We start from the raw sequence: 17,912 nt of genomic DNA, 5'->3' as shown, positions 1-17,912 counted from the left end.
CCGGACAGACCAACACAAGGACAGCCCAGCAGGGCGTCAGTCAGTGCCCGAGTCACGACCGCCGGAACCCGAGTATCAGCATCAATGTCAGTGCCCCGTGGCATGATCCGGGGACATGCGTGCCGGCCGGGACCGGAGGGGGGCTCCGGCTGTCGGACGTACACCCGACAGCGGGATAGGCAGGGGGCGCGGGGGTGGTCGGCGGGGGCCGGCCGGGGAGGGAGAGCGCGGGATGACCGGGACGTCGTCACAGCCCACGCCCACGGGTGGAAGGACGGCCGGGGCCGATGCGTCGCGAGCCGTCTGGTCACGGGACTTCGGGCTGTTCTTCGTCGCCCGGGCCATCGCCCGGCTGGGCGACACCATGCTTCCCGTGGCGCTCGCCGCCGGGCTGCTCCAGCACGGGTACGGGGCGGGTGCCGTCGGCCTGGCCATGGCCTCGACGGCCGCCGCGTTCGCCGGACTGGTCGTCTTCGGCGGCGTCCTCGCCGACCGCTTCAGCACCCGCAAGCTGATGATCGGCGCCGACGTGGTGCGCCTGGGCACCCAGGCCCTGGCCGCCGCGCTCTTCTTCTCCGGGCACGTCGTGCTGTGGCAGATCTGCGCGATCGGGTTCGTCAACGGCGTCGCCGGTGCCGTGTTCCAGCCCGGCGTCGCCAGCACCGTCCCCCGGCTCGCCTCCGACATCCAGGGCGCGAACGGCGCGATACGGGTCGCCGAGTCCGCCGCCCAGCTCGCCGGCCCCGCCGTCGCCGGTCTCCTGGTCGGCTTCGCCTCGCCCGGCGGGGTCTTCGCCGCCCACGCCACCACCTACGCGGTCAGCGCCCTGTGCCTGCTGCTGCTCCGGCTCCCCCCGCTCGCGCCGGGGAGCGGCCCGGCAGCCGGCGGCCGGGGGACGAAGGCCTTCCGTGCCGACCTGGTCGAGGGGTGGCGGGAGTTCCGCTCCCGCCAGTGGCTGTGGGGCGTCATCGCCGTCTGGTGCCTCTACATGATCGCCGTCTGGGGGCCGACGGTGCCCCTGGTGGCGACGGAGGTGGTGCAGGAACACGGCCCGCGCGCCTACGGCCTGGTCAACTCGGCCCTGGGCGCCGGCACCGTCGTCGGCGGGCTCGTCGCGCTGCGGCTGCGTCCCCGCCGCATGCTGCGGGCCGGCGCGATCGCCCTCGTCGGCTTCGCCGCCTTCCCCGCGAGCGTCGGAGCCGGACTCGGCGTACCCGCCATGGCGACCGGAGCCGCCGTCGCCGGGGCCGGCATGTCCTTCTGGGGCGTGATGTGGGCGACCAGCGTGCAGACCCAGGTCCCGCAGGACGTGCTCAACCGCATCCACGCCTACGACGTGGCGGGCTCCCTGGCGATGATGCCCGTCGGCCAGGCCCTGGCGGGACCGGCCGCCTCCGCCCTGGGCGCCGACCACGTGCTGCTCGTCGCCGGCGCCATGAGCTTCGCCGTCTGCACCGCCCTGCTCCTGATACCCGCGGTGCGCGGACTGGTGCGGGTCGACGCCGCCGCGGCCACCGGCGCGGACCGGCCGGCGGTGCCCGGGCGGTCCCGCGCAGAGCAGTGCTGACCGGGGCCCGTGCCCGAAAAGCGGTGCGCGACCACCGGCCCGAGTGCGGTATGGTTTTCCTGCGCGTTCGGCCAGGGGAAACCCCAGGTCAGACGGGCAACGGGACGTGGCGCAGCTTGGTAGCGCACTTGACTGGGGGTCAAGGGGTCGCAGGTTCAAATCCTGTCGTCCCGACACGGCGAAGGGCCTTCGCGGACGTGAGTCCGCGAAGGCCCTTTTCGCATGTCAGATCACGCAGCCCACATGGGCCAGCGCCTGCTTCAGCAGCACCCCGTGCCCCCCGGGCATCTCGCTCTGCACCGCCGGTGACAAGGCCTCCTGCGGGCTGAACCAGACCAGGTCCAGCGCGTCCTGCCGGGGCCGGCAGTCGCCGGTCACCGGCACGACGTAGGCGAGCGACACCGCGTGCTGCCGGGGGTCGTGGTACGGCGTGACGCCGTGCGTGGGGAAGTACTCGGCCACCGTGAACGGCTGCAGCGAGGTCGGGACCCGGGGCAGCGCCACCGGGCCGAGGTCCTTCTCCAGGTGGCGCAGCAGGGCGTCCCGGACCCGCTCGTGGTGCAGCACCCGGCCGGAGACCAGCGTCCGGCTGACCGTACCGTCGGGCCCGATGCGCAGGAGCAGGCCGACACTGGTGACTTCGCCGCTGTCGTCGACGCGCACGGGCACCGCCTCGACGTACAGGATCGGCATGCGGGCGCGCGCCATCTCGAGCTCGTCGGTCGGCAGCCAGCCCGGCGTGGTTTCGGTCATGTCAGACATCGCTTGATCATACTTTCCACGTCTCGTGCTTCCTGGGCGCCGCTCCGGGACTGTGACCGTCCCCACGCCGCTCAGCCGTCGTCCGGCGAGTCGTCGGGAGGGCCACAGGGCAGCCGGTAGACCCGCCACGCGTTGTCCCGCCCGGCCCAGCGCGCGAGGCGCAGCGCGTCCGGCAGGGCCAGTTCGTCGGCGTCCACCCGCTCCTGGAGCAGCCCGGCCAGCCCCTGCCGGAAGGTCAGCGCCCCGAGGTGGTGGAACTCGGCCACCCCGTAGGCGTCGGAGCTGTGGAGCAGCTTGCGGAACGGGGTGATCTCCAGCGCCTCGGCGAGAATCGCGCCGGCCCGGGCGGGACCGACGTAGTGCAGGGTGAGGCCCACGTCGAAGTACACCCGTTCGAAGACCGCGGCCAGGTAGGCCGCCTGGCGCTGGTAGGGCCAGCAGTGCAGCAGTACGACCGGGATCGTGCCGGCGGTCAGGTGCAGCCAGTCGGTCAGGTGGGTGGGGTCCACGCGGTGCATGCGGATGTCGCTGTCGCCGAACCCGGTGTGCAGTTGCAGCGGCAGCCCGAGCTCGACGGCGGTCCACAGCAGGTGCCGTACGAGCACCGGGTCGTCGAGCCGGCCGCCGCGGGCGAGCCAGTGCCGGGCGGCCCCCGTCACCTCCGCGGGCGAGGGCCTCGCCGGGTCCAGGTCGAAGCCGGTGCGGTAGGCCGCCACCGACTTGACGCCCACGACGCCCGGCCGCCGCACCGCGTCCCACGCGGCCGTGCGGAACGCCTCCGCATACGCGTCCGGCTCGACACCCCCGGCGGCCACCGCCTCCGCGACGCCCTCCAGCCGGACCACCTCGTACGCCGTCGCGCCCGCCGCCCGAGCCAGCTCGTCCGGTGTGGTCACGCGGTGCGGGGCGTACCCCGTGTCCACGCAGAACACGCCCGCGCGGGCGGCCCGCAGAAAGCGCCGGTTGACCTCGGCGGCGCCCAGCTCGGTCCGCCGGGCCAGGTACGCGTCGGCGGACGCGTGGCGCGGCAGGTCCAGCAGGGGAGCGCAGTGCCGGCGGACGGCGAGGCCGACGGGGCTGTCGAACGGGGAGACGCCGGGCCACACCTCGCCCTCGGTCAGGAGCGACTCGAAGCCCTCCCGGTCCAGGTCGGCGGTGACGGCGCCGTGGCAGTGGTGGTCCACGAGCTCCAGCGCGGCGAGGCTCTCGTGGACGGGGCCGGCGGCCATGTCAGTACTTCCAGCGGTAGGCCGCCGCCACCCGGTCGTCGTCCAGCCCGTCGACCGCCTCGATCTCCCCGCGCCGTACGGCGGCCACCGCGTCGGCCAGGACCGGCCCCAGCGCGGTCCGGAGCACCTCGTCCGCGCGGAACGCCTCGACCGAATCCGCGAGCGAGACCGGCAGCCGGCGCACCCCCCGGGCCGCGGCCTCGTCCGCGTCGAAGCGTGCCGGGTCACCGGTGATCTCCCCGGGCAGGGGCGCGGACGAGGCGATGCCGTCCAGCCCGGCGGCGATCACCGAGGCGAGGGCGAGGTACGGGTTGGCGGCCAGGTCGACCGGCTTCACCTCCAGGTTCGCCGCCCGGTCGCGTACGCCGACGGTGCCGGTGACGACCCGCAGGGCGGCCTCGCGGGTCTCCCGGCCCCAGGCGGTGAACACCCCCGCCCACTGCGAGGGCCGCAGCCGCAGACGGCTGGCCGGACTCGGCGCGGTCACGGCCGTGAGCGCCGGGAGGTGGTCCAGCACCCCGGCCACGAAGGACTCGGCCTCGGCGGTCATGCCGTATCGGCCCGGGCCACCGGCGTGCAGGTTCGTCCCGTCCCGCCAGGCGGAGAGGTGGAGGTGCCCGCCGTTGCCGACGCCCTGCCCCAGCACCGCGGGGGCGAAGGAGACCCGCAGCCCGTGCCGCTGGGCCACCGCCCGGATCGTCTGCCGCACCAGCACGCTGCGGTCGGCCGCCGCCACCGGGTCGAGCGCCCCCACCGAGATCTCGAACTGCCCGGGCGCGTACTCGGGATGGAGCTGCTCCACGTCCACCCCCTGCGCCGCGAGCGCCGCCAGCAGATCGGCGGCGCAGTCGCTCAGCTCGACCTGCCGGGTGGCGCCGTACGCCGGTCCCGTCACGGCCGGGACGAAGTCGCCCTCGGGGGCGTCGCCCCGGCCCAGGGCCCACTCGATTTCGATCGCGGCCTTCAAGGTGACGCCGTGCCGCTCGGCGGCCCGCGCCACGATCCGGCGCAGGACGGTGCGCCCGCACGCCGGATGCGGTGCGCCCTCCTGCGTGATCCGGTCGACCGGAGCCCACGCCCAGCCGGGCTGCGCCGCCAGCACGGCCAGCCGGTCGAGGTCGGGATAGAGGCGCAGGTCGCCGTCGGGGGAGCCGAGGACGTCCGTGGCGACGATCGCGTCGTTCGCGAGGAAGGTGTCGAACACCGGTGACATGCCGACGCCCCAGGCCGCCGCGGCGGCGAGCTTCGCCGTGGGTACGGTCTTCACCCTGGCGATCCCGGCCGTGTCGACGTAGGCCAGCACGACGCCGTGCACGCCCTGCCCGGACAGCTCACCGCTCAGCGCGGTGGCCCGCTCGACCTCACCGGGACGTCCGCCGGGGACGGGACCGGCGGGCGGCGGCGTGCGGGCCGCGACGGTCTCCGGACCCGGTAACCCGCCCGGCGTGGTGTCGCTCTCGCTCACGTCTCGGCTCCCTCGTGCGTGCGCCGTCGGCCGCGCACCATTGTGCCGTTCGGTGATCACGCCGTCCGGGTTTCGCCCGAAGTGCACCCGGCCCGGTACAGGTCGGTTCAGTACAGGTTGGTGGGCTGCGGCGAAGGGGTGCCGCCGTCCAGGACGGTCTTCAGGCGCTCGGTGCCCTGGCGCACCGCCTGCTCCACGGAGGCTGCCTCGTCGCCGTCCAGGCCGCCGCCCGTGACGGTGAGGGCGGAGGTGCCGACGCGAACGGCGGCGACGTCCAGGGTGAGCGTGGCCGGGTTGTCGGCGGCGGTGCCCCGCACGGTCACGTGCAGGCCCTCACTGGCGTCGCCCACGTCGGGCACCGACGCCTCGGTCACCTGGACCGTACGCTTCTCGCCCGCGGAGTCCGTCGCGGTGAACTGGTCGCAGGTGTCCGGCATGGAGTCCAGCCACTTCAGGCGCTCGTCCAGCCCGGCGCGGTCGTAGCCGGCGACCTGCTCCAGCAGGCGGGAGTCGCCCTGCTCGAAGCCGGTGAGCGCCGACGGCCCCGACGGCTCGCCCAGCAGGTTGTCGCGGTAGAGGGCGTCGAGCAGTTCCTGGCAGTCGGCGGCGTCGGTCTTGGCGGTGAGGAAGTCGGACACGTCGACCTCGCCGACGAGCAGCCGGTCGCGCCACTTGTCGGCGTCCTCGACCTGGTTCCAGTCGCCCTCCAGGTCGGCCTCGGTGAGCAGGGCGGCCTTCGCGCCGTCCTCGGTGAGGCCGGAGGGGCTGGGGGAGGTGGTGGGGGCCTTCTTCGCCGCGTCCTGCTCGGTGGCCCGGGCCTCGACGGCAGCGGTGTCCGAGGCCGCGTCCGACCCGCCGTCGCCGGCCGAGCAGGCCGCGGTGGTCAGCAGCGCGCCCGCCGCCAGGGCACAGGCCGTGAGACGGACGGGGTGGGACGGACGACGGCTCATCGCGGATGCCTCCTGGAACGTGACACGGTGCCCTCAGCGCACCACCGCCCCCGCGGACGCACCAGCGCACGGGGCTGTCCGGGTGACCTGTCCGCTCACCGGCCGCCGGAGGCGGAGCCGGGACGGTTCAGTCGGTGCGGTCGAGGGTGTCGCGCGCGACGTCCTTGTCCACCGCCGCGCGGACCAACGCCGCCGCGAGGACGGCCGGTTCCGTGCTTCCGGCCAGGTCGAGGAGCTGGTCCGGGTCGCTCGGCAGGCCGAGGCGCTCCGCGCCCTGGAGCGCCTTGCGGTCCAGGTAGGGGGCCGCGTCGGGCCAGACGCGCTGGACCTCGCGCAGGAAGATGTCCGCGCCGGTCGGGCCCACGCCGGGGAACTCCTGGAGCAACCTGTGCACTTCGGGCACCTCGCCGTCCGCCTCCTTGCGCAGCCGGCGCAGATCCCCGCCCCACCGCTCGGTCAGCAGCTCGGCCGCCTCGCCGAGCTGGGTGGCGGTGCGCTCGTCGTAGCGCCGGTAGCCGCCCCGGCCGAGCGCGTCCACCCGCTCCTGCCAGCCGGCGTCGGCCATGCGGTGCGGGTCGCTCAGCCCCGCCTCCTGCAGGGCACGGGCGGTGGCCACGGCGACCGAGCCCCGGATGCGGGCGCTGAGCAGATGGGCGAGGACCAGCAGCCGGTACAGCGGCTGCGGGGTGTCCTTCAGGGCGATGCCCGCTTCCTCGGCGTACGTCTGCCCGTGCGCGTCGAGGAGTTCGCGCACGACGCGCCGTTGGTCACCACTCACGGCTACGGCTTCAGCGGGTCGTGACCGACCGTCATCAGCCGGTGCCTGAGCCGGGTGTCCTCGGCCCGGGGCTCGTTCTCGAGGTCGGTCTGCGAGGTCACGGTGTCCACGACCTTGCGCATCGCACGCAGGTCGTCCTCCGTCAGGTCGGTGCGCCGCTTCTGCAGGATCGCGAGGACGTGCTGACCCAGTGGAGGGCCGGCGTCGTCGGGCAGCGGCTCGGTCAGCTCCCCGGAGTCGCGCACCCGGAGCCAGTCCGCGAGCTCCGCGGACGTCATGTTCACGACGCGGTGGAAGTCCTCCCACAGCGCGTCGAGTTCGAGGGCGTCGGCCATGAGGTGTCCCTCACTTCGTCGTGCGTACCCGCGTACGTGCGTACGAGGTGGTCGTACGGAGCAGAGCGACGCGCTCCTCCTCGCAGGTGCGGCGCAGCCACTCCATGGGGGCGCGGGTGCCCATGGGCCCTCAGGGCAAACGCCCGGCGGCGTCCGGGGCGGACGGACCCGGCCGCTCAGCGGGCGAGCACGCCGTCCAGGAAGCGGGTGACGTCCGTGAACACCTCGGCCCGGTTCGTCTCGTTGAAGACCTCGTGCCGGGCGCCGGCGTAGATCCGCTCGGTCAGGTCGCCGCCGCTGAGCTGCTCCACGCCGACGAGGCTGCCGGGCAGCGGTACGAGCCGGTCGTCGTCGCCGTGCACCCACAGCACCGGGAGCCGGCCGACGTCGCCGCCCTTGGCCACCGTCTCCAGGGTCCGTACGAACGCCTCCAGCGTCGGCCGCTTCATCGGGCCGTGCCACACCAGCGGGTCCGCCGCGTACGCCGCGCCGACCGCCGGATCGCGGGAGAGCGAGGCCGGGCTGATCGGGGTGTCGGGGATCTCCTCCAGGGCGAGCAGCCGGCGCGGCAGTTCCCAGTCGCCGATGACCGGCCCGGACAGCACCAGCGCGAGCAGCGTGCCGGGGTGGCGCTGGGCGTAGCGGGAGGCGATCAGGCCGCCCATGGAGTGCCCGACCATGACGACCGGCAGGTCCGGGTGGGCGGCGCGGGCGAGGTCCACCACCGTCCCCACGTCGGTGACCACGTCCTCGAAGTCCTCGATCAGCACCCGCTCGCCGTCCGACCGCCCGTGCCCGGCGTGGTCGACGCCGTACACGGCCGCGCCGTGCCCCGCCAGGACGCCCGCCACCTCCTCGTAGCGGCCGATGTGCTCGCCGTAGCCGTGCACCAGCAGCGCCACGTACGTGGGCCGCCCGGCGGGCCACTCGCGGGCGGTGATCCGTCCCCGCGTTCCGGTCAGGACGTGCTCGCGGGCCTCGGTCATGTCTCCTCCAGCTGCGTCGGTGAAGGTCACCGGGGGATCTTCCCAGGGAGCCGCCCGGAGGTCTATAGTCCGAAACTAGCAGTGCTAATTAAGTGTGTGTTCGCCACCCGGCGACAGAGCGACGGTCAGGAGTCCCCTCGTGCGTCCCGTCCACTTCGCGGCCGCCCGCCGCACCCCGATCGGCAAGCTGCGCGGCGCCCTGTCCGGCGTACGGCCCGACGACCTCGCCGCCGCCGTGATCCGGGGCCTGGTCGCCGACGTGCCCACGCTCGACCCCGCCCGCATCGACGACGTCTACTGGGGCGCCGCCAACCAGGCCGGCGAGGACAACCGCAACGTCGCCCGCATGGCCGCCCTGCTCGCCGGCCTGCCCGAAACCGTGCCCGGCGCCACGGTGAACCGGCTGTGCGCCTCCGGCCTCGAGGCCGTCACCGCCGCCGCCCGCACCATCGCCGCCGGCGAGGCCGACATCGTGCTCGCCGGCGGCTCGGAGTCGATGAGCCGCGCCCCCTTCGTGCTGCCCCGCCCCGACGAGGCCCTGCCGCACCGCATCGAGACCGCCGACACCCGGCTCGGCTGGCGCCTGGTCAACCCGGCGATGAAGGAGCTGCACGGCCTGCTGGCCATGGGCGAGACGGCGGAGGAGGTCGCCGGGCGGTACGGCGTGTCGCGCGAACGACAGGACGAGTTCGCCCTGCGTAGCCACCGCCTGGCCGCCGAAGCCCGCAGATGCGGCCACTTCGACGACGAACTCCTGCCCGTCGAACGCCCCGACGGCGTGGTCGTCGACACCGACGAGTGCGTCCGCGAGGACACCTCGGTCGAGAAGCTGGCACGCCTCAAGCCGGTCTTCCGCGCCGGCGGCACCGTCACGGCGGGCAACGCCTCCCCGATGAACGACGGCGCCGCCGGACTCCTCCTGGTCAGCGAGGAGGCCCTGGGCGACCTGGGTCTGGAGTCCCTCGGCCGCTACGTCGCCGGCGGCTCGGCCGGTGTCCACCCGGACGTCATGGGCATCGGCCCGGTCCCCGCCACCCGCAAGGTCCTCGCCCGCGCCGGCTGGAGCGTCGACGACATCACGGAGGCCGAGTTCAACGAGGCGTTCGCCGCCCAGGCCCTCGCCTGCGTGGACCGGCTCGGCATCGATCCCGACCTGGTCAACCCCTACGGCGGCGCCATCGCGCTGGGCCACCCGCTCGGCTGCTCCGGCGCCCGCATCCTCACCACCCTGCTCCACCGCATGCGGCGCACGGGAGCGGCCCGCGGGCTCGCCACCATGTGCGTCGGCGTGGGGCAGGGCAGCGCGGTGCTCGTCGAGCGGCACTGACCGCGTCACGTCACCCGGCCGACCCCTCTGCAGAGCCGCAGCAAGGAAACGGAGCAACACCCCATGGCAACCCTCTCCGTCGCCGCCATCCTCGCCGAGAACGCCCGGCGCCGCCCCGACAAGGAGGCGTTGGTCGAGGGCGACCTGCGGCTCACCTTCGCCGAGGTGTGGCAGCGGGCCCGCGCCCAGGCCGGCGCCCTCACCGGCCTGGGCGTCCGGCCGGGAGACCGGATCGCGCTGATGGCGCCGAACACCGCCGACTTCCCGCAGGCGTACTACGCGATCGCCGCGACCGGCGGAGTCGTCGTGCCGGTCCATCTGCTGCTGTCCGCGGCGGAGGTCGAGCACGTCCTGCGCGACAGCGGCGCGACCCTGCTGCTGTGCCACCCGGCCCAGGCGGAGACCGGAGCGGCCGCCGCGCGGGAGGCGGGCGTACGGTTGATCACCCTCGGCGACGAGCTGGACAAGCTCGCGGCCGACGCCGAACCGCTGCCCTCGTACGTCACCCGCGACGCCGACGACCCGGCCGTGGTCTTCTACACCAGCGGCACCACCGGCGTCCCCAAGGGCGCGGTGCTCAGCCACTTCAACCTGGTGATGAACGCGACCGTCAACGCCTTCGACGCCAACGACATCCGGCCCGACGACATCGCGCTCGGCGCGCTGCCGCTGTTCCACGCCTTCGGGCAGACCGTCTCCCTGAACTCCACCTGGCGGGCCGGGGCGACGCTCGTTCTGCTGCCGCGCTTCGACGCGGCCCGCGCGATCGAGCTGATGGTGAAGGAGAAGGTCAACACCTTCCACGGGGTGCCGACCATGTTCGTCGCCCTCGCCGCCGCCGCGGCCGACGCGGACGCCCTGCCCGACCTGCGGGTGTGCATCTCCGGTGGCGCCTCGCTGCCCGTCGCCGTACTGGAGCGGTTCGAGGAGGCCTTCGGCGCGAAGATCTACGAGGGGTACGGACTGTCGGAGACCTCTCCGGCGGCGGCCGTGAACCAGCCGGTGTTCGGTGCCAAACCCGGCACCATCGGCCACCCGCTGTGGGGCGTGGACGTGGAGATCGCCCGCGCGGAGGTCGAGGGGCGCGTCGAGCTGCTGCCGCCCGGCGAGCTCGGCGAGGTCGTCGTGCGCGGCCACAACGTCTTCTCCGGCTACCTCGGCCGCCCCGAGGCCACCGCCGAGGCGCTCGTCGACGGCTGGTTCCGCACCGGTGACCTCGGCACCAAGGACGACGAGGGGTTCCTCAGGATCGTCGACCGGAAGAAGGACATCATCATCCGGGGCGGCTACAACGTCTATCCGCGGGAGGTCGAGGAAGTCCTGATGCGGCACCCGGGCATCGCGCAGGTCGCCGTCATCGGCCTCCCCGACGAGCTGCACGGCGAGGAGGTGTGCGCGGTCGTTGTCCCCGCGCCGGACGCGGCGCCGGACGCCGCCGAGGTCACCGAGTGGTCCAAGCAGCACCTCGGCCGGCACAAGTACCCGCGCCGGGTGGAGTTCACGGACACGCTGCCGCTGGGCCCCAGCATGAAGGTGCTGAAGCGGGAACTGCGGGCGCGGTACGCCGACTGATAGGAGCCATCCGGCGAGACGGTGCTTACGGGCACCGGTCGGGTGCGCATAGCATCAGTGCCCGCAATGGACACCATGACACTCTGGCACCTCACCGGCTGGGAATTCGCCGCACTCGCCTTTGCCGCCTTCCTCGTCGGCTTCTCCAAGACCGCCGTGAGCGGGGCCAACACGGTCAGCCTCGCGATCTTCGCGGCGGTCCTGCCCGCCCGCGCCTCCACCGGCATCCTGCTGCCGATCCTCATCGCCGGGGACATCCTGGCCGTCCTCACCTACCGGCGCCACGCGCACTGGCCCACGCTGTGGCGGCTGTTCCCGGCGGTGGGGGTCGGCGTGGTCGCGGGTACCGTGTTCCTGGTGTGGGCCGACGACGCGATCGTACGGACGTCGATCGGCGCGATCCTGTTGTTCATGGCCGGGGTGACGGTGTGGCGTCGGCGGCAGGCGGACGCGGCCGCGCAGCCGGACGAGGTCACCTCACGCGCCGGACGCGCCAAGGCCCGCTCGTACGGCGTCCTCGGCGGCTTCACCACCATGGTCGCCAACGCGGGCGGGCCGGTGATGTCGATGTACCTGCTCTCCGCGGGCTTCCGGAAGCTCGGCTTCCTGGGCACGTCGGCGTTCTTCTTCCTGATCGTCAACGTCTCCAAGCTGCCCTTCAGCGCCGGCCTGGGCCTGATCGACGGCCGTTCGCTGCTTCTCGACGCCGCGCTGGTGCTGTTCGTGGTGCCCGGCGCGTTCATCGGCAAGTGGGCCGTGAGCAGGATCAACCAGCGGATGTTCGAGCGGCTGGTGATCGCGGCGACGGTGGTGGGCGGCCTGCAACTCCTGCTGCGGTAGGCCGTGCCCACCGGTCAGGTGGTGCCGGCGGGTGCTCCGTCCAGGCCGGCATCCGGTCACCGCGCCCGGCAGTGACGGCAGCGCCGTCAACCCGGCGAAGGCGCTCACCGGCTACTGGACGCCCGAACTCCGCAACGGGGCCGACGACTTCTGAGCGCCCGCAGGCGACCACCACCCGGGGGCGGGGCCGCGCCGGCGCGGGCGGGCGCGCTGCTCCACCGGAGCCGGCGGCCTGCCCCGACCGGGCACCTCGTACCCTCGACGCCATGCCGATCCCGCACGTCCTCGTCCTCGGCGGCACCACAGAGGCCCGCCGCCTCGCCGCCGTCCTCGCGGACCGGCCAGGGGTGCGGGTGACGACATCGCTGGCGGGGCGGGTGACCCGGCCGGGCCCGGTCGACGGGGCGGTGCGCGTCGGCGGGTTCGGCGGGGCGGACGGGCTCGCCGCGTGGCTGCGCGAACACCGCGTGGACGCCCTCGTCGACGCGACCCACCCCTTCGCCGAGACCATCACGGCGAACGCGGCACGCGTCGCGGCGGCCTGCGGAACCCCCCTGGTCATCCTGCGTCGGCCGGGCTGGCACCCCGGCCCCGCTGACCGGTGGCACCCGGTCGCGTCCCTCCAAGAGGCGGCCGACGTGCTGCCGGGGCTCGGCCGCCGCGTCTTCCTGACCACCGGCCGCCTCGGCCTGGGGGCCTTCGCGCACCTGACCGGCCTCCACTTCCTCGCCCGCTCGGTGGAGCCTCCCGCGCCCCCCTTCCCGCCGGACACCCGGGTGCTGCTGGCCCGCGGCCCGTTCACGGTGGCCGACGAGACCGCCCTCCTGCGCGACCACCGCATCGACGTACTGGTGACCAAGGACAGCGGGGGAGCGGCCACCGCGGCCAAACTGACGGCGGCCCGGGACCTCGCCCTGCCGGTGGTGGTCGTGCGCCGGCCCCCGCTGCCGGAGGGCGTGCCCGTGGTGCCCGACGTGCCCGGCGTCCTGGAGCGGCTGGGCCTCGGCGCCCCCTGACCGGGCGCGCCCGCGCGGTGCCCGTCGGGTTGCACCCCGCCGTCTCGGCGCGCCGTCTCGGTGCGCAGGTCTCAGTGCGCCGCCGTGGGGACCGGCTGCCGCGCCCGGGCGGGCAGGCCGTTGCTCAGGTCCTCGACCAGCAGTCGCTTGGCGATCGCGTCGACCGCGGCGCGCAGGTCCGCGTCCGATGGGCGGCCCACGTCCTGCTCCACCCGGTCCTCCAGCCAGGCCGCCCAGGCCCGCCCGATCACCAGGGCCTCGCGGGCGCCCGCCTCGGTGTGGGAGAGCAGGGAGCCGTGGCGGGTGAGGAACCCCTCCTCGACCATCCGGTCGAAGACCGGCAGCAGCACCTCCGGCGGCACCCGGCGGCGGGCGGCGATCAGCCCCAGGCTCGCGTGCCCGACCAGCCGCGTGAACAGCTCGACCTGCATGACGGCCCAGGCGCCCGCGACGTCGAGCCGGGTGTCGCTGTCGGCGATGATCCGGCGGGCGGTGTCCAGCTCCGTACTGCCGATGATCTTTCCGACGGCGGCCTCCAGCGCCCGTCTGCTGCTGGCGTCGTGCGGTGAGGCGAAGCCCTCGCCCATGTCGGTGGAGCCCAGCCGGGCGCTGTCGCGCAGCTGCACCTGCTTGAGGAACAGGGCGACGAGAAGGCCGAGCGCCGCGACCGGCACCGTCCACAGGAACACGGTCTGGATGGTGTCCGCGTACGCGCCGACGATCGGCGCCGACGCCTCCGGCGGCAGCCGGTGCACGCCCTCCGGACTGGTCGCCGCCCTGCCGATCACGGCCGGATCGGCGGCCCCGGTGCGCGCGGCGGCCGCGATGCCGTCGCGCAGGTTGGGGCCGAGGGCGTTGGCGTAGATCGTGCCGAACACGGCGGTGCCGAAGGAGCTGCCCAGCGTGCGGAAGAAGGTGACGCCGGAGGTCGCGGTGCCCAGGTCGGCGTAGTCCACGGTGTTCTGCACGGCGATGGTCAGCACCTGCATGGACAGGCCGATGCCCGTGCCCAGCACGAACATGTACAGCGACTCCAGCCAGGCGCCCGTGGTCGGCCCCATGAGGGACATCAGGTACAGGCCGACGCCCATCACCAGGGTGCCCACGATCGGGAACAGCCGGTACCGTCCCGTCCTGCTGACCACGCTCCCGCTGAAGACCGAGGCGATCAGCAGCCCCGCCACCATCGGCAGCGTCCGCACGCCCGAGACGGTGGCCGAGTCGCCGTCGACGTACTGGAGATACGTCGGCAGATACGTCAGCGCGCCGAGCATCGCGAAGCCGACGATGAAGCTGAGGACCGAGCAGACCGTGAACACCGGGTTCGAGAACAACCGCATCGGCAGCATCGGTTCGGCCGCCCGGGTCTCCACCCAGCAGAACAGCCCGAGCGCGATCAGCCCGCCCAGGAACAGGCCGATGATGACACCCGAGCCCCACGCGTACTCGTTGCCGCCCCAGCTCGTCGCCAGGATCAGGGCGCTCGCGCCGAGCGCGACCAGCGCGATGCCCAGGTAGTCGATGACGGGCCGGGCGGCCGACTTCACCACCGGGATGGTGCGGGCGGCGGCGATGACGACGACGATCGCGATGGGCACGTTGACGTAGAACGCCCAGCGCCAGGACAGGTGGTCGGTGAAGAGCCCGCCCAGCAGCGGCCCGATGACCGTCGCCACCCCGAACACCGCGCCGATGGCGCCCTGGTACTTGCCGCGCTCCCGCAGCGGGATGACGTCCGCGATCAACGCCATCGACGTGACCATCAGCCCGCCCGCGCCGATGCCCTGCATCGCCCGCCAGGCGATCAGCAGCGGCATGCTCGTGGCCAGCCCGCACAGGAACGAGCCCGTGATGAACACGATCGCCGAGATCTGGAAGACGACCTTGCGGCCGAACATGTCGCCGAACTTGCCGACCAGCACCGTCGCCACGGTCTCCGCGAGCAGGTACGAGGTCACCACCCACGACATGTGCTCGCCGCCGCCCAGGTCCGACACGATCGTCGGCAGCGCGGTGCCGACGATCGTCTGGTCCAGGGCCGCCAGCAGCATGCCGAGCATGATCGTGACGAAGACGACGTTGCGGCGGCGCTTGTCCAGTACGGGCGGCTGGGCCGCGGCGGTCCGGGGCGATTCCTCGGCGACTGTCACACGGTCACGATCACACCAGTGCACGGGCCACGCATGCGGGGGCGGTCTGCCCGGGTGCGGTTGCCGGCCGGGCCGTGCCCGGCCCGGTCAGCCGTCGCCCGGGTTGCGCCGCAGCAGGTACGTGTCCATGATCCAGCCCTTGCGCTCCCGGGCCTCGGCGCGCAGCCGCTCGATGCGCGGCGCGGCCTCGGCGATCGGGCCGGAGGCGAGGATCTCGTCCGGGGTGCCTATGTAGGCGCCCCAGTAGATGTGGATGTCCTGGTCCGCGTACTGCCGGAAGACCTGGTGGGCGTCGAGCATCACCACGACGTCGTCCACCCCCTCCGGGAAGCCCTCGGCGAGCCGCCGCCCGGTGGTGATCTGCACGGGCCGAGCCACCCGGTTCAGCCCGGTGCGGTGCCGGGCGACGAGCGAGGAGACGCTGCTGACGCCCGGCACGACGTCGTACTCGAACGTCACCGTGCCGCGCTCCAGGATCTCCTCCAGGATGCCCAGCGTGCTGTCGTACAGCGCGGGGTCGCCCCACACCAGGAAGGCCCCGCTCTCGTCGTCCCCCAGCTCCTCGGCGATCAGACGCTCGTAGATGCCGGCGCGGGCGCTGCGCCAGTCACCGACCGCGGGGGAGTAGCCCTCCCCGCCCGCGCTGCGGTCCCGCTCCGGGTCCCGCGCCTCGACGATCCGGTACGTCCCCTCCGGTATGTGCGTCTCCAGCATGTCCCGGCGCAGCCGCACGAGGTCGGACTTCACCTCGCCCTTGTCCAGGACGAAGAACACGTCCGTGCTCCTCAGCGCCCTGACCGCCTGGAGGGTGAGCTGGTCGGGGTCGCCCGCGCCGATACCGATCACATGAATTGTCCGCACGCCACGAGTCTGCCGTACGCCCCTGGCAACGCCCCGGCCGGGCCGCCCTCAGCCCCGCAGTCGCGGCGCCCGCGCCCCCGCGTCCACGGACGCGCCGCCCTCCACCTCGTCCGCCAGCGCGCGGGCCCACCCGGCGACCCCGCCCAGGTCCATCCCGTACGGCCGCCCCCGCCCGGCCCCCGACGCCGCCCAGTCCGTCACGGCCCCAGCCCCGCGCCGCAGCAGCCTGGCCCCGCCCGTCACATTGCCGCGGGCCGCGTGGGTGAGTCCGACGGCCAGCTGGGCCATTCCCCGCCACAGCTCCCGCTCCTGAGCGGGTCCCGACTTCCAGGCGTCCTCGAAGACCTCGTGCGCGTGGAACGGCTTCCCCTCCTCCAGCAGCCGTTGCGCCTCGGCGACCGTCTCGTCCGGCGCCCGCACGACGCCCTCGGGCTGGCGGGGCACGCCGTCGGCGCCGTACGGCAACGGGCGGCCGAGCCCGTCCCGGGGCCGGGCGTTGCGGGCCCGCCCCTCGTCGTCGCGGTCCCGGGCGTCCACCGGTCGGTTCGAGGCTGTGCGGTCCATGGGGCTGTCGGCAGGGCTGTCCATGGGGTCGATTGTCGCTCGCGCCCGCCCGCTTAGGCGTGGCCCGGCGGGTGAGGTAAAGTGCTGTCCGCGTGATCGCGCGGTACACCGCGCGAGAGCACACCGGGACGTGGCGCAGCTTGGTAGCGCACTTGACTGGGGGTCAAGGGGTCGCAGGTTCAAATCCTGTCGTCCCGACTGGAGACAGTCGCAGGTCCAAGGGCCCGTCGGAGAAATCCGGCGGGCCCTCCGGCATGTCCTCGGGGACGGCGTCCTGCCGGATGGGCGGGCGGCAGTGCCGGATCCTGGACCGCCCGGCGGGGTCAGGTCCGTGCGGCCAGCAGCTCTTCCGTGACCGTACGGAGCCGGTCCGCGGCGTTCTGGTCGAACGCCTTGTGGTCCAGGCTGACGGGCTTGCGCTTCTTGAACGCGCTCAGCGGCGCCGCGGGCGGCTCCTCCACGAGCGCGACCGCCGGTCGAATGCCCTTCTCCACCGTCGCGCCCAGCAGCTTCGCCACGGAGATGCCGAGGCGGACCGGGGCCTTGTAGTCGCCGGAGAAGTTGGTGGCCACGAACACGGGGTTGTAGAGCACGTAGCGCACCCGGCTGCCGGGATGGGCCCGGGTGAAGCCGACGCCCAGCAGGTCGTTGGCGCGGCTGCCCTGCATCATCGCCTTCAGGCCCTTGTAGCCGTGCTCCAGCTGGAGGTCGTCCCAGTGGATCTCGCCGGTCGGCACTCCCGGACCGCACACGTTGAGCACGACCGGGTTCGCGGACTTCTCCAGCTGCGGCACCAGTGCGTGGCTCAGCACGTATCGGCTGAGGTAATAGAGGGCGAAAGTCTGCTCGAAGCCCTCGGCGGTGACAGTCCGTTTTCCCTGGAAATGCTGGGCGGTGAGAACGAGGCGGTCGACCACGGGGAAGATCTCGGCGATCTCGGCCGCCACCCGCCGCTGTTCACTCACCAGACCCAGGTCGGCCCGGATGAAACGGGCACGGTCGGAGGCGCCCGCGCGCTCGGCCTCCTGGAGGAATTCGGCACCCTTTTGCGGACTCCTGCCGACGATGATCACGGAGTTTCCCGTGCTGAGGAAGTGGCGGGCCAGCGCTCTTCCGATTCCGTCGGTACCGCCTGAGACGACCGCATTCACCATGTAGAAGTGCTCCCCGGGTCGCTGCCGTATGCCGTTGCGTTCCGCCGAGGTTCGACAAGGGTTTCGGAAAGATTTCCCGAGGCCCTGCCGCCGGCGGACCGGTCTGCGGCGCGAACCCTGTCCGAAGGTCGAGAGGGACGAAAGTCGAGTGCCGTCCCCGCCTGTGCAGATCTTCGCAATCCGCGGGCCGGGCGTGCAAGACGGCACATGGATGTGCGTAGCGCACACCGGCACGACCGTCGAGGTGACAGGCCCGGCGCAGAGGAGCCGGGCGGGTGTGCGCGGCGCACGGCCGGTCGCACGGAAGGGGGCGGGGGTGCATGCCGGAGCACGGCCGGACTCCGCCCGGCGGAAAA

The 17,912-nt window shown here is 73.6% G+C and carries 16 protein-coding genes, 2 tRNA genes and 1 pseudogene; 8 read left to right on the top strand and 11 right to left on the bottom strand.

Translation table 11 applies throughout. The annotated features are described in order from the left end of the window. Positions 1–232 precede the first annotated feature (232 nt). Together ACIGO6_RS40360 and ACIGO6_RS40355 are read left to right on the top strand one after the other, a co-directional pair. Positions 233–1,567: an MFS transporter gene (locus ACIGO6_RS40360; RefSeq protein WP_399885569.1), complete on the top strand. Its 1,335-nt coding sequence runs from the start codon at positions 233–235 to the stop codon at positions 1,565–1,567. Between the two features lie 100 nt (positions 1,568–1,667). Then, positions 1,668–1,741: transfer RNA gene (locus tag ACIGO6_RS40355), tRNA-Pro, on the top strand. A gap of 51 nt (positions 1,742–1,792) precedes the next feature. Here ACIGO6_RS40355 and ACIGO6_RS40350 read toward each other — a convergent pair. The 7 genes from ACIGO6_RS40350 to ACIGO6_RS40320 all read right to left on the bottom strand — a co-directional run bounded on the left by ACIGO6_RS40350 (position 1,793) and on the right by ACIGO6_RS40320 (position 8,072). Next, positions 1,793–2,320: an NUDIX hydrolase family protein gene (locus ACIGO6_RS40350; RefSeq protein WP_399885575.1), complete on the bottom strand. Its 528-nt coding sequence runs from the start codon at positions 2,318–2,320 to the stop codon at positions 1,793–1,795. A gap of 80 nt (positions 2,321–2,400) precedes the next feature. Then, complete coding sequence (locus ACIGO6_RS40345) at positions 2,401–3,558, bottom strand: amidohydrolase family protein (protein WP_399885567.1); 1,158 nt, start codon at positions 3,556–3,558, stop codon at positions 2,401–2,403. 1 nt (position 3,559) lies between these two features. Further along, positions 3,560–4,900 (bottom strand): glutamine synthetase family protein, encoded by a 1,341-nt coding sequence (locus tag ACIGO6_RS40340; protein WP_399885573.1) that lies wholly within the window; start codon positions 4,898–4,900, stop codon positions 3,560–3,562. Positions 4,901–5,130: 230 nt separating this feature from the next. After that, the gene (locus ACIGO6_RS40335) at positions 5,131–5,973 is read right to left on the bottom strand and encodes a hypothetical protein (protein WP_399885566.1); all 843 of its coding nucleotides are present in this window, start codon (positions 5,971–5,973) and stop codon (positions 5,131–5,133) included. A gap of 127 nt (positions 5,974–6,100) precedes the next feature. Then, positions 6,101–6,751 carry an endonuclease gene (locus ACIGO6_RS40330; RefSeq protein ID WP_399885564.1) on the bottom strand — a complete coding sequence of 217 codons (651 nt, stop codon included), beginning with the start codon at positions 6,749–6,751 and terminating at the stop codon, positions 6,101–6,103. Between the two features lie 2 nt (positions 6,752–6,753). Next, entirely contained in the window at positions 6,754–7,086 is a 333-nt protein-coding gene (locus tag ACIGO6_RS40325; protein ID WP_399885562.1) for a DUF3140 domain-containing protein, read from the bottom strand. A 176-nt stretch (positions 7,087–7,262) separates the two neighbouring features. After that, entirely contained in the window at positions 7,263–8,072 is an 810-nt protein-coding gene (locus ACIGO6_RS40320) for a lysophospholipase (protein ID WP_399885560.1), read from the bottom strand. A 139-nt stretch (positions 8,073–8,211) separates the two neighbouring features. On the opposite strand from ACIGO6_RS40320, the gene ACIGO6_RS40315 reads away from it, so the two are divergent. From ACIGO6_RS40315 to ACIGO6_RS40295, 5 genes and pseudogenes are all read left to right on the top strand, one after another. Beyond that, the gene (locus ACIGO6_RS40315) at positions 8,212–9,399 is read left to right on the top strand and encodes a thiolase family protein (RefSeq protein ID WP_399885558.1); all 1,188 of its coding nucleotides are present in this window, start codon (positions 8,212–8,214) and stop codon (positions 9,397–9,399) included. A gap of 63 nt (positions 9,400–9,462) precedes the next feature. Continuing rightward, positions 9,463–10,971, top strand: a complete 1,509-nt coding sequence (locus ACIGO6_RS40310) for a long-chain fatty acid--CoA ligase (protein WP_399885556.1) — start codon at positions 9,463–9,465, stop codon at positions 10,969–10,971. A gap of 66 nt (positions 10,972–11,037) precedes the next feature. Next, positions 11,038–11,811, top strand: coding sequence for a sulfite exporter TauE/SafE family protein (locus ACIGO6_RS40305; RefSeq protein ID WP_399885554.1), 774 nt, complete (start codon positions 11,038–11,040; stop codon positions 11,809–11,811). Positions 11,812–11,866: 55 nt separating this feature from the next. Continuing rightward, positions 11,867–11,965 (top strand): annotated as a pseudogene (locus ACIGO6_RS40300) (DUF4232 domain-containing protein); the annotation flags it as partial. Between the two features lie 112 nt (positions 11,966–12,077). Beyond that, on the top strand, positions 12,078–12,827 hold the full coding sequence (locus ACIGO6_RS40295) for a cobalt-precorrin-6A reductase (protein WP_399885552.1): 750 nt from the start codon (positions 12,078–12,080) through the stop codon (positions 12,825–12,827). A 71-nt stretch (positions 12,828–12,898) separates the two neighbouring features. Here ACIGO6_RS40295 and ACIGO6_RS40290 read toward each other — a convergent pair whose 3' ends face one another. The 3 genes from ACIGO6_RS40290 to ACIGO6_RS40280 all read right to left on the bottom strand — a co-directional run bounded on the left by ACIGO6_RS40290 (position 12,899) and on the right by ACIGO6_RS40280 (position 16,426). Beyond that, positions 12,899–14,977, bottom strand: a complete 2,079-nt coding sequence (locus tag ACIGO6_RS40290; protein ID WP_399885550.1) for an MDR family MFS transporter — start codon at positions 14,975–14,977, stop codon at positions 12,899–12,901. An 87-nt stretch (positions 14,978–15,064) separates the two neighbouring features. Next, positions 15,065–15,838, bottom strand: a complete 774-nt coding sequence (gene cobF / locus ACIGO6_RS40285; RefSeq protein WP_399885548.1) for a precorrin-6A synthase (deacetylating) — start codon at positions 15,836–15,838, stop codon at positions 15,065–15,067. A 48-nt stretch (positions 15,839–15,886) separates the two neighbouring features. Continuing rightward, positions 15,887–16,426 carry a DUF309 domain-containing protein gene (locus ACIGO6_RS40280; protein WP_399885545.1) on the bottom strand — a complete coding sequence of 180 codons (540 nt, stop codon included), beginning with the start codon at positions 16,424–16,426 and terminating at the stop codon, positions 15,887–15,889. Between the two features lie 100 nt (positions 16,427–16,526). Between ACIGO6_RS40280 and ACIGO6_RS40275 the strand changes: the two genes are divergently transcribed. Beyond that, positions 16,527–16,600, top strand: a tRNA-Pro gene (locus tag ACIGO6_RS40275). A 125-nt stretch (positions 16,601–16,725) separates the two neighbouring features. On the opposite strand, the gene ACIGO6_RS40270 is transcribed toward ACIGO6_RS40275, so the two are convergent. After that, a complete protein-coding gene (locus ACIGO6_RS40270) occupies positions 16,726–17,556 on the bottom strand; it encodes an SDR family NAD(P)-dependent oxidoreductase (protein ID WP_399885543.1) in 831 nt (276 codons plus the stop codon). Positions 17,557–17,912: the final 356 nt, after the last annotated feature.

The sequence above is a fragment of the Streptomyces sp. NPDC053750 genome (assembly GCF_044544295.1).
Lineage (GTDB): Bacteria > Actinomycetota > Actinomycetes > Streptomycetales > Streptomycetaceae > Streptomyces.
Note: the sequence above shows the minus strand (reverse complement) of the source record. Positions and strands in the feature narration are given on the sequence as shown.

Coding starts and splice junctions, on each gene's coding strand:
- ACIGO6_RS40360 (WP_399885569.1), top strand. CDS start 233: ATGACCGGGACGTCGTCACAGCCCACGCCCACGGGTGGAAGGACGGCC.
- ACIGO6_RS40350 (WP_399885575.1), bottom strand. CDS start 2,320: ATGACCGAAACCACGCCGGGCTGGCTGCCGACCGACGAGCTCGAGATG.
- ACIGO6_RS40345 (WP_399885567.1), bottom strand. CDS start 3,558: ATGGCCGCCGGCCCCGTCCACGAGAGCCTCGCCGCGCTGGAGCTCGTG.
- ACIGO6_RS40335 (WP_399885566.1), bottom strand. CDS start 5,973: ATGAGCCGTCGTCCGTCCCACCCCGTCCGTCTCACGGCCTGTGCCCTG.
- ACIGO6_RS40325 (WP_399885562.1), bottom strand. CDS start 7,086: ATGGCCGACGCCCTCGAACTCGACGCGCTGTGGGAGGACTTCCACCGC.
- ACIGO6_RS40320 (WP_399885560.1), bottom strand. CDS start 8,072: ATGACCGAGGCCCGCGAGCACGTCCTGACCGGAACGCGGGGACGGATC.
- ACIGO6_RS40310 (WP_399885556.1), top strand. CDS start 9,463: ATGGCAACCCTCTCCGTCGCCGCCATCCTCGCCGAGAACGCCCGGCGC.
- ACIGO6_RS40305 (WP_399885554.1), top strand. CDS start 11,038: ATGGACACCATGACACTCTGGCACCTCACCGGCTGGGAATTCGCCGCA.
- ACIGO6_RS40295 (WP_399885552.1), top strand. CDS start 12,078: ATGCCGATCCCGCACGTCCTCGTCCTCGGCGGCACCACAGAGGCCCGC.
- ACIGO6_RS40280 (WP_399885545.1), bottom strand. CDS start 16,426: ATGGACAGCCCTGCCGACAGCCCCATGGACCGCACAGCCTCGAACCGA.
- ACIGO6_RS40270 (WP_399885543.1), bottom strand. CDS start 17,556: ATGGTGAATGCGGTCGTCTCAGGCGGTACCGACGGAATCGGAAGAGCG.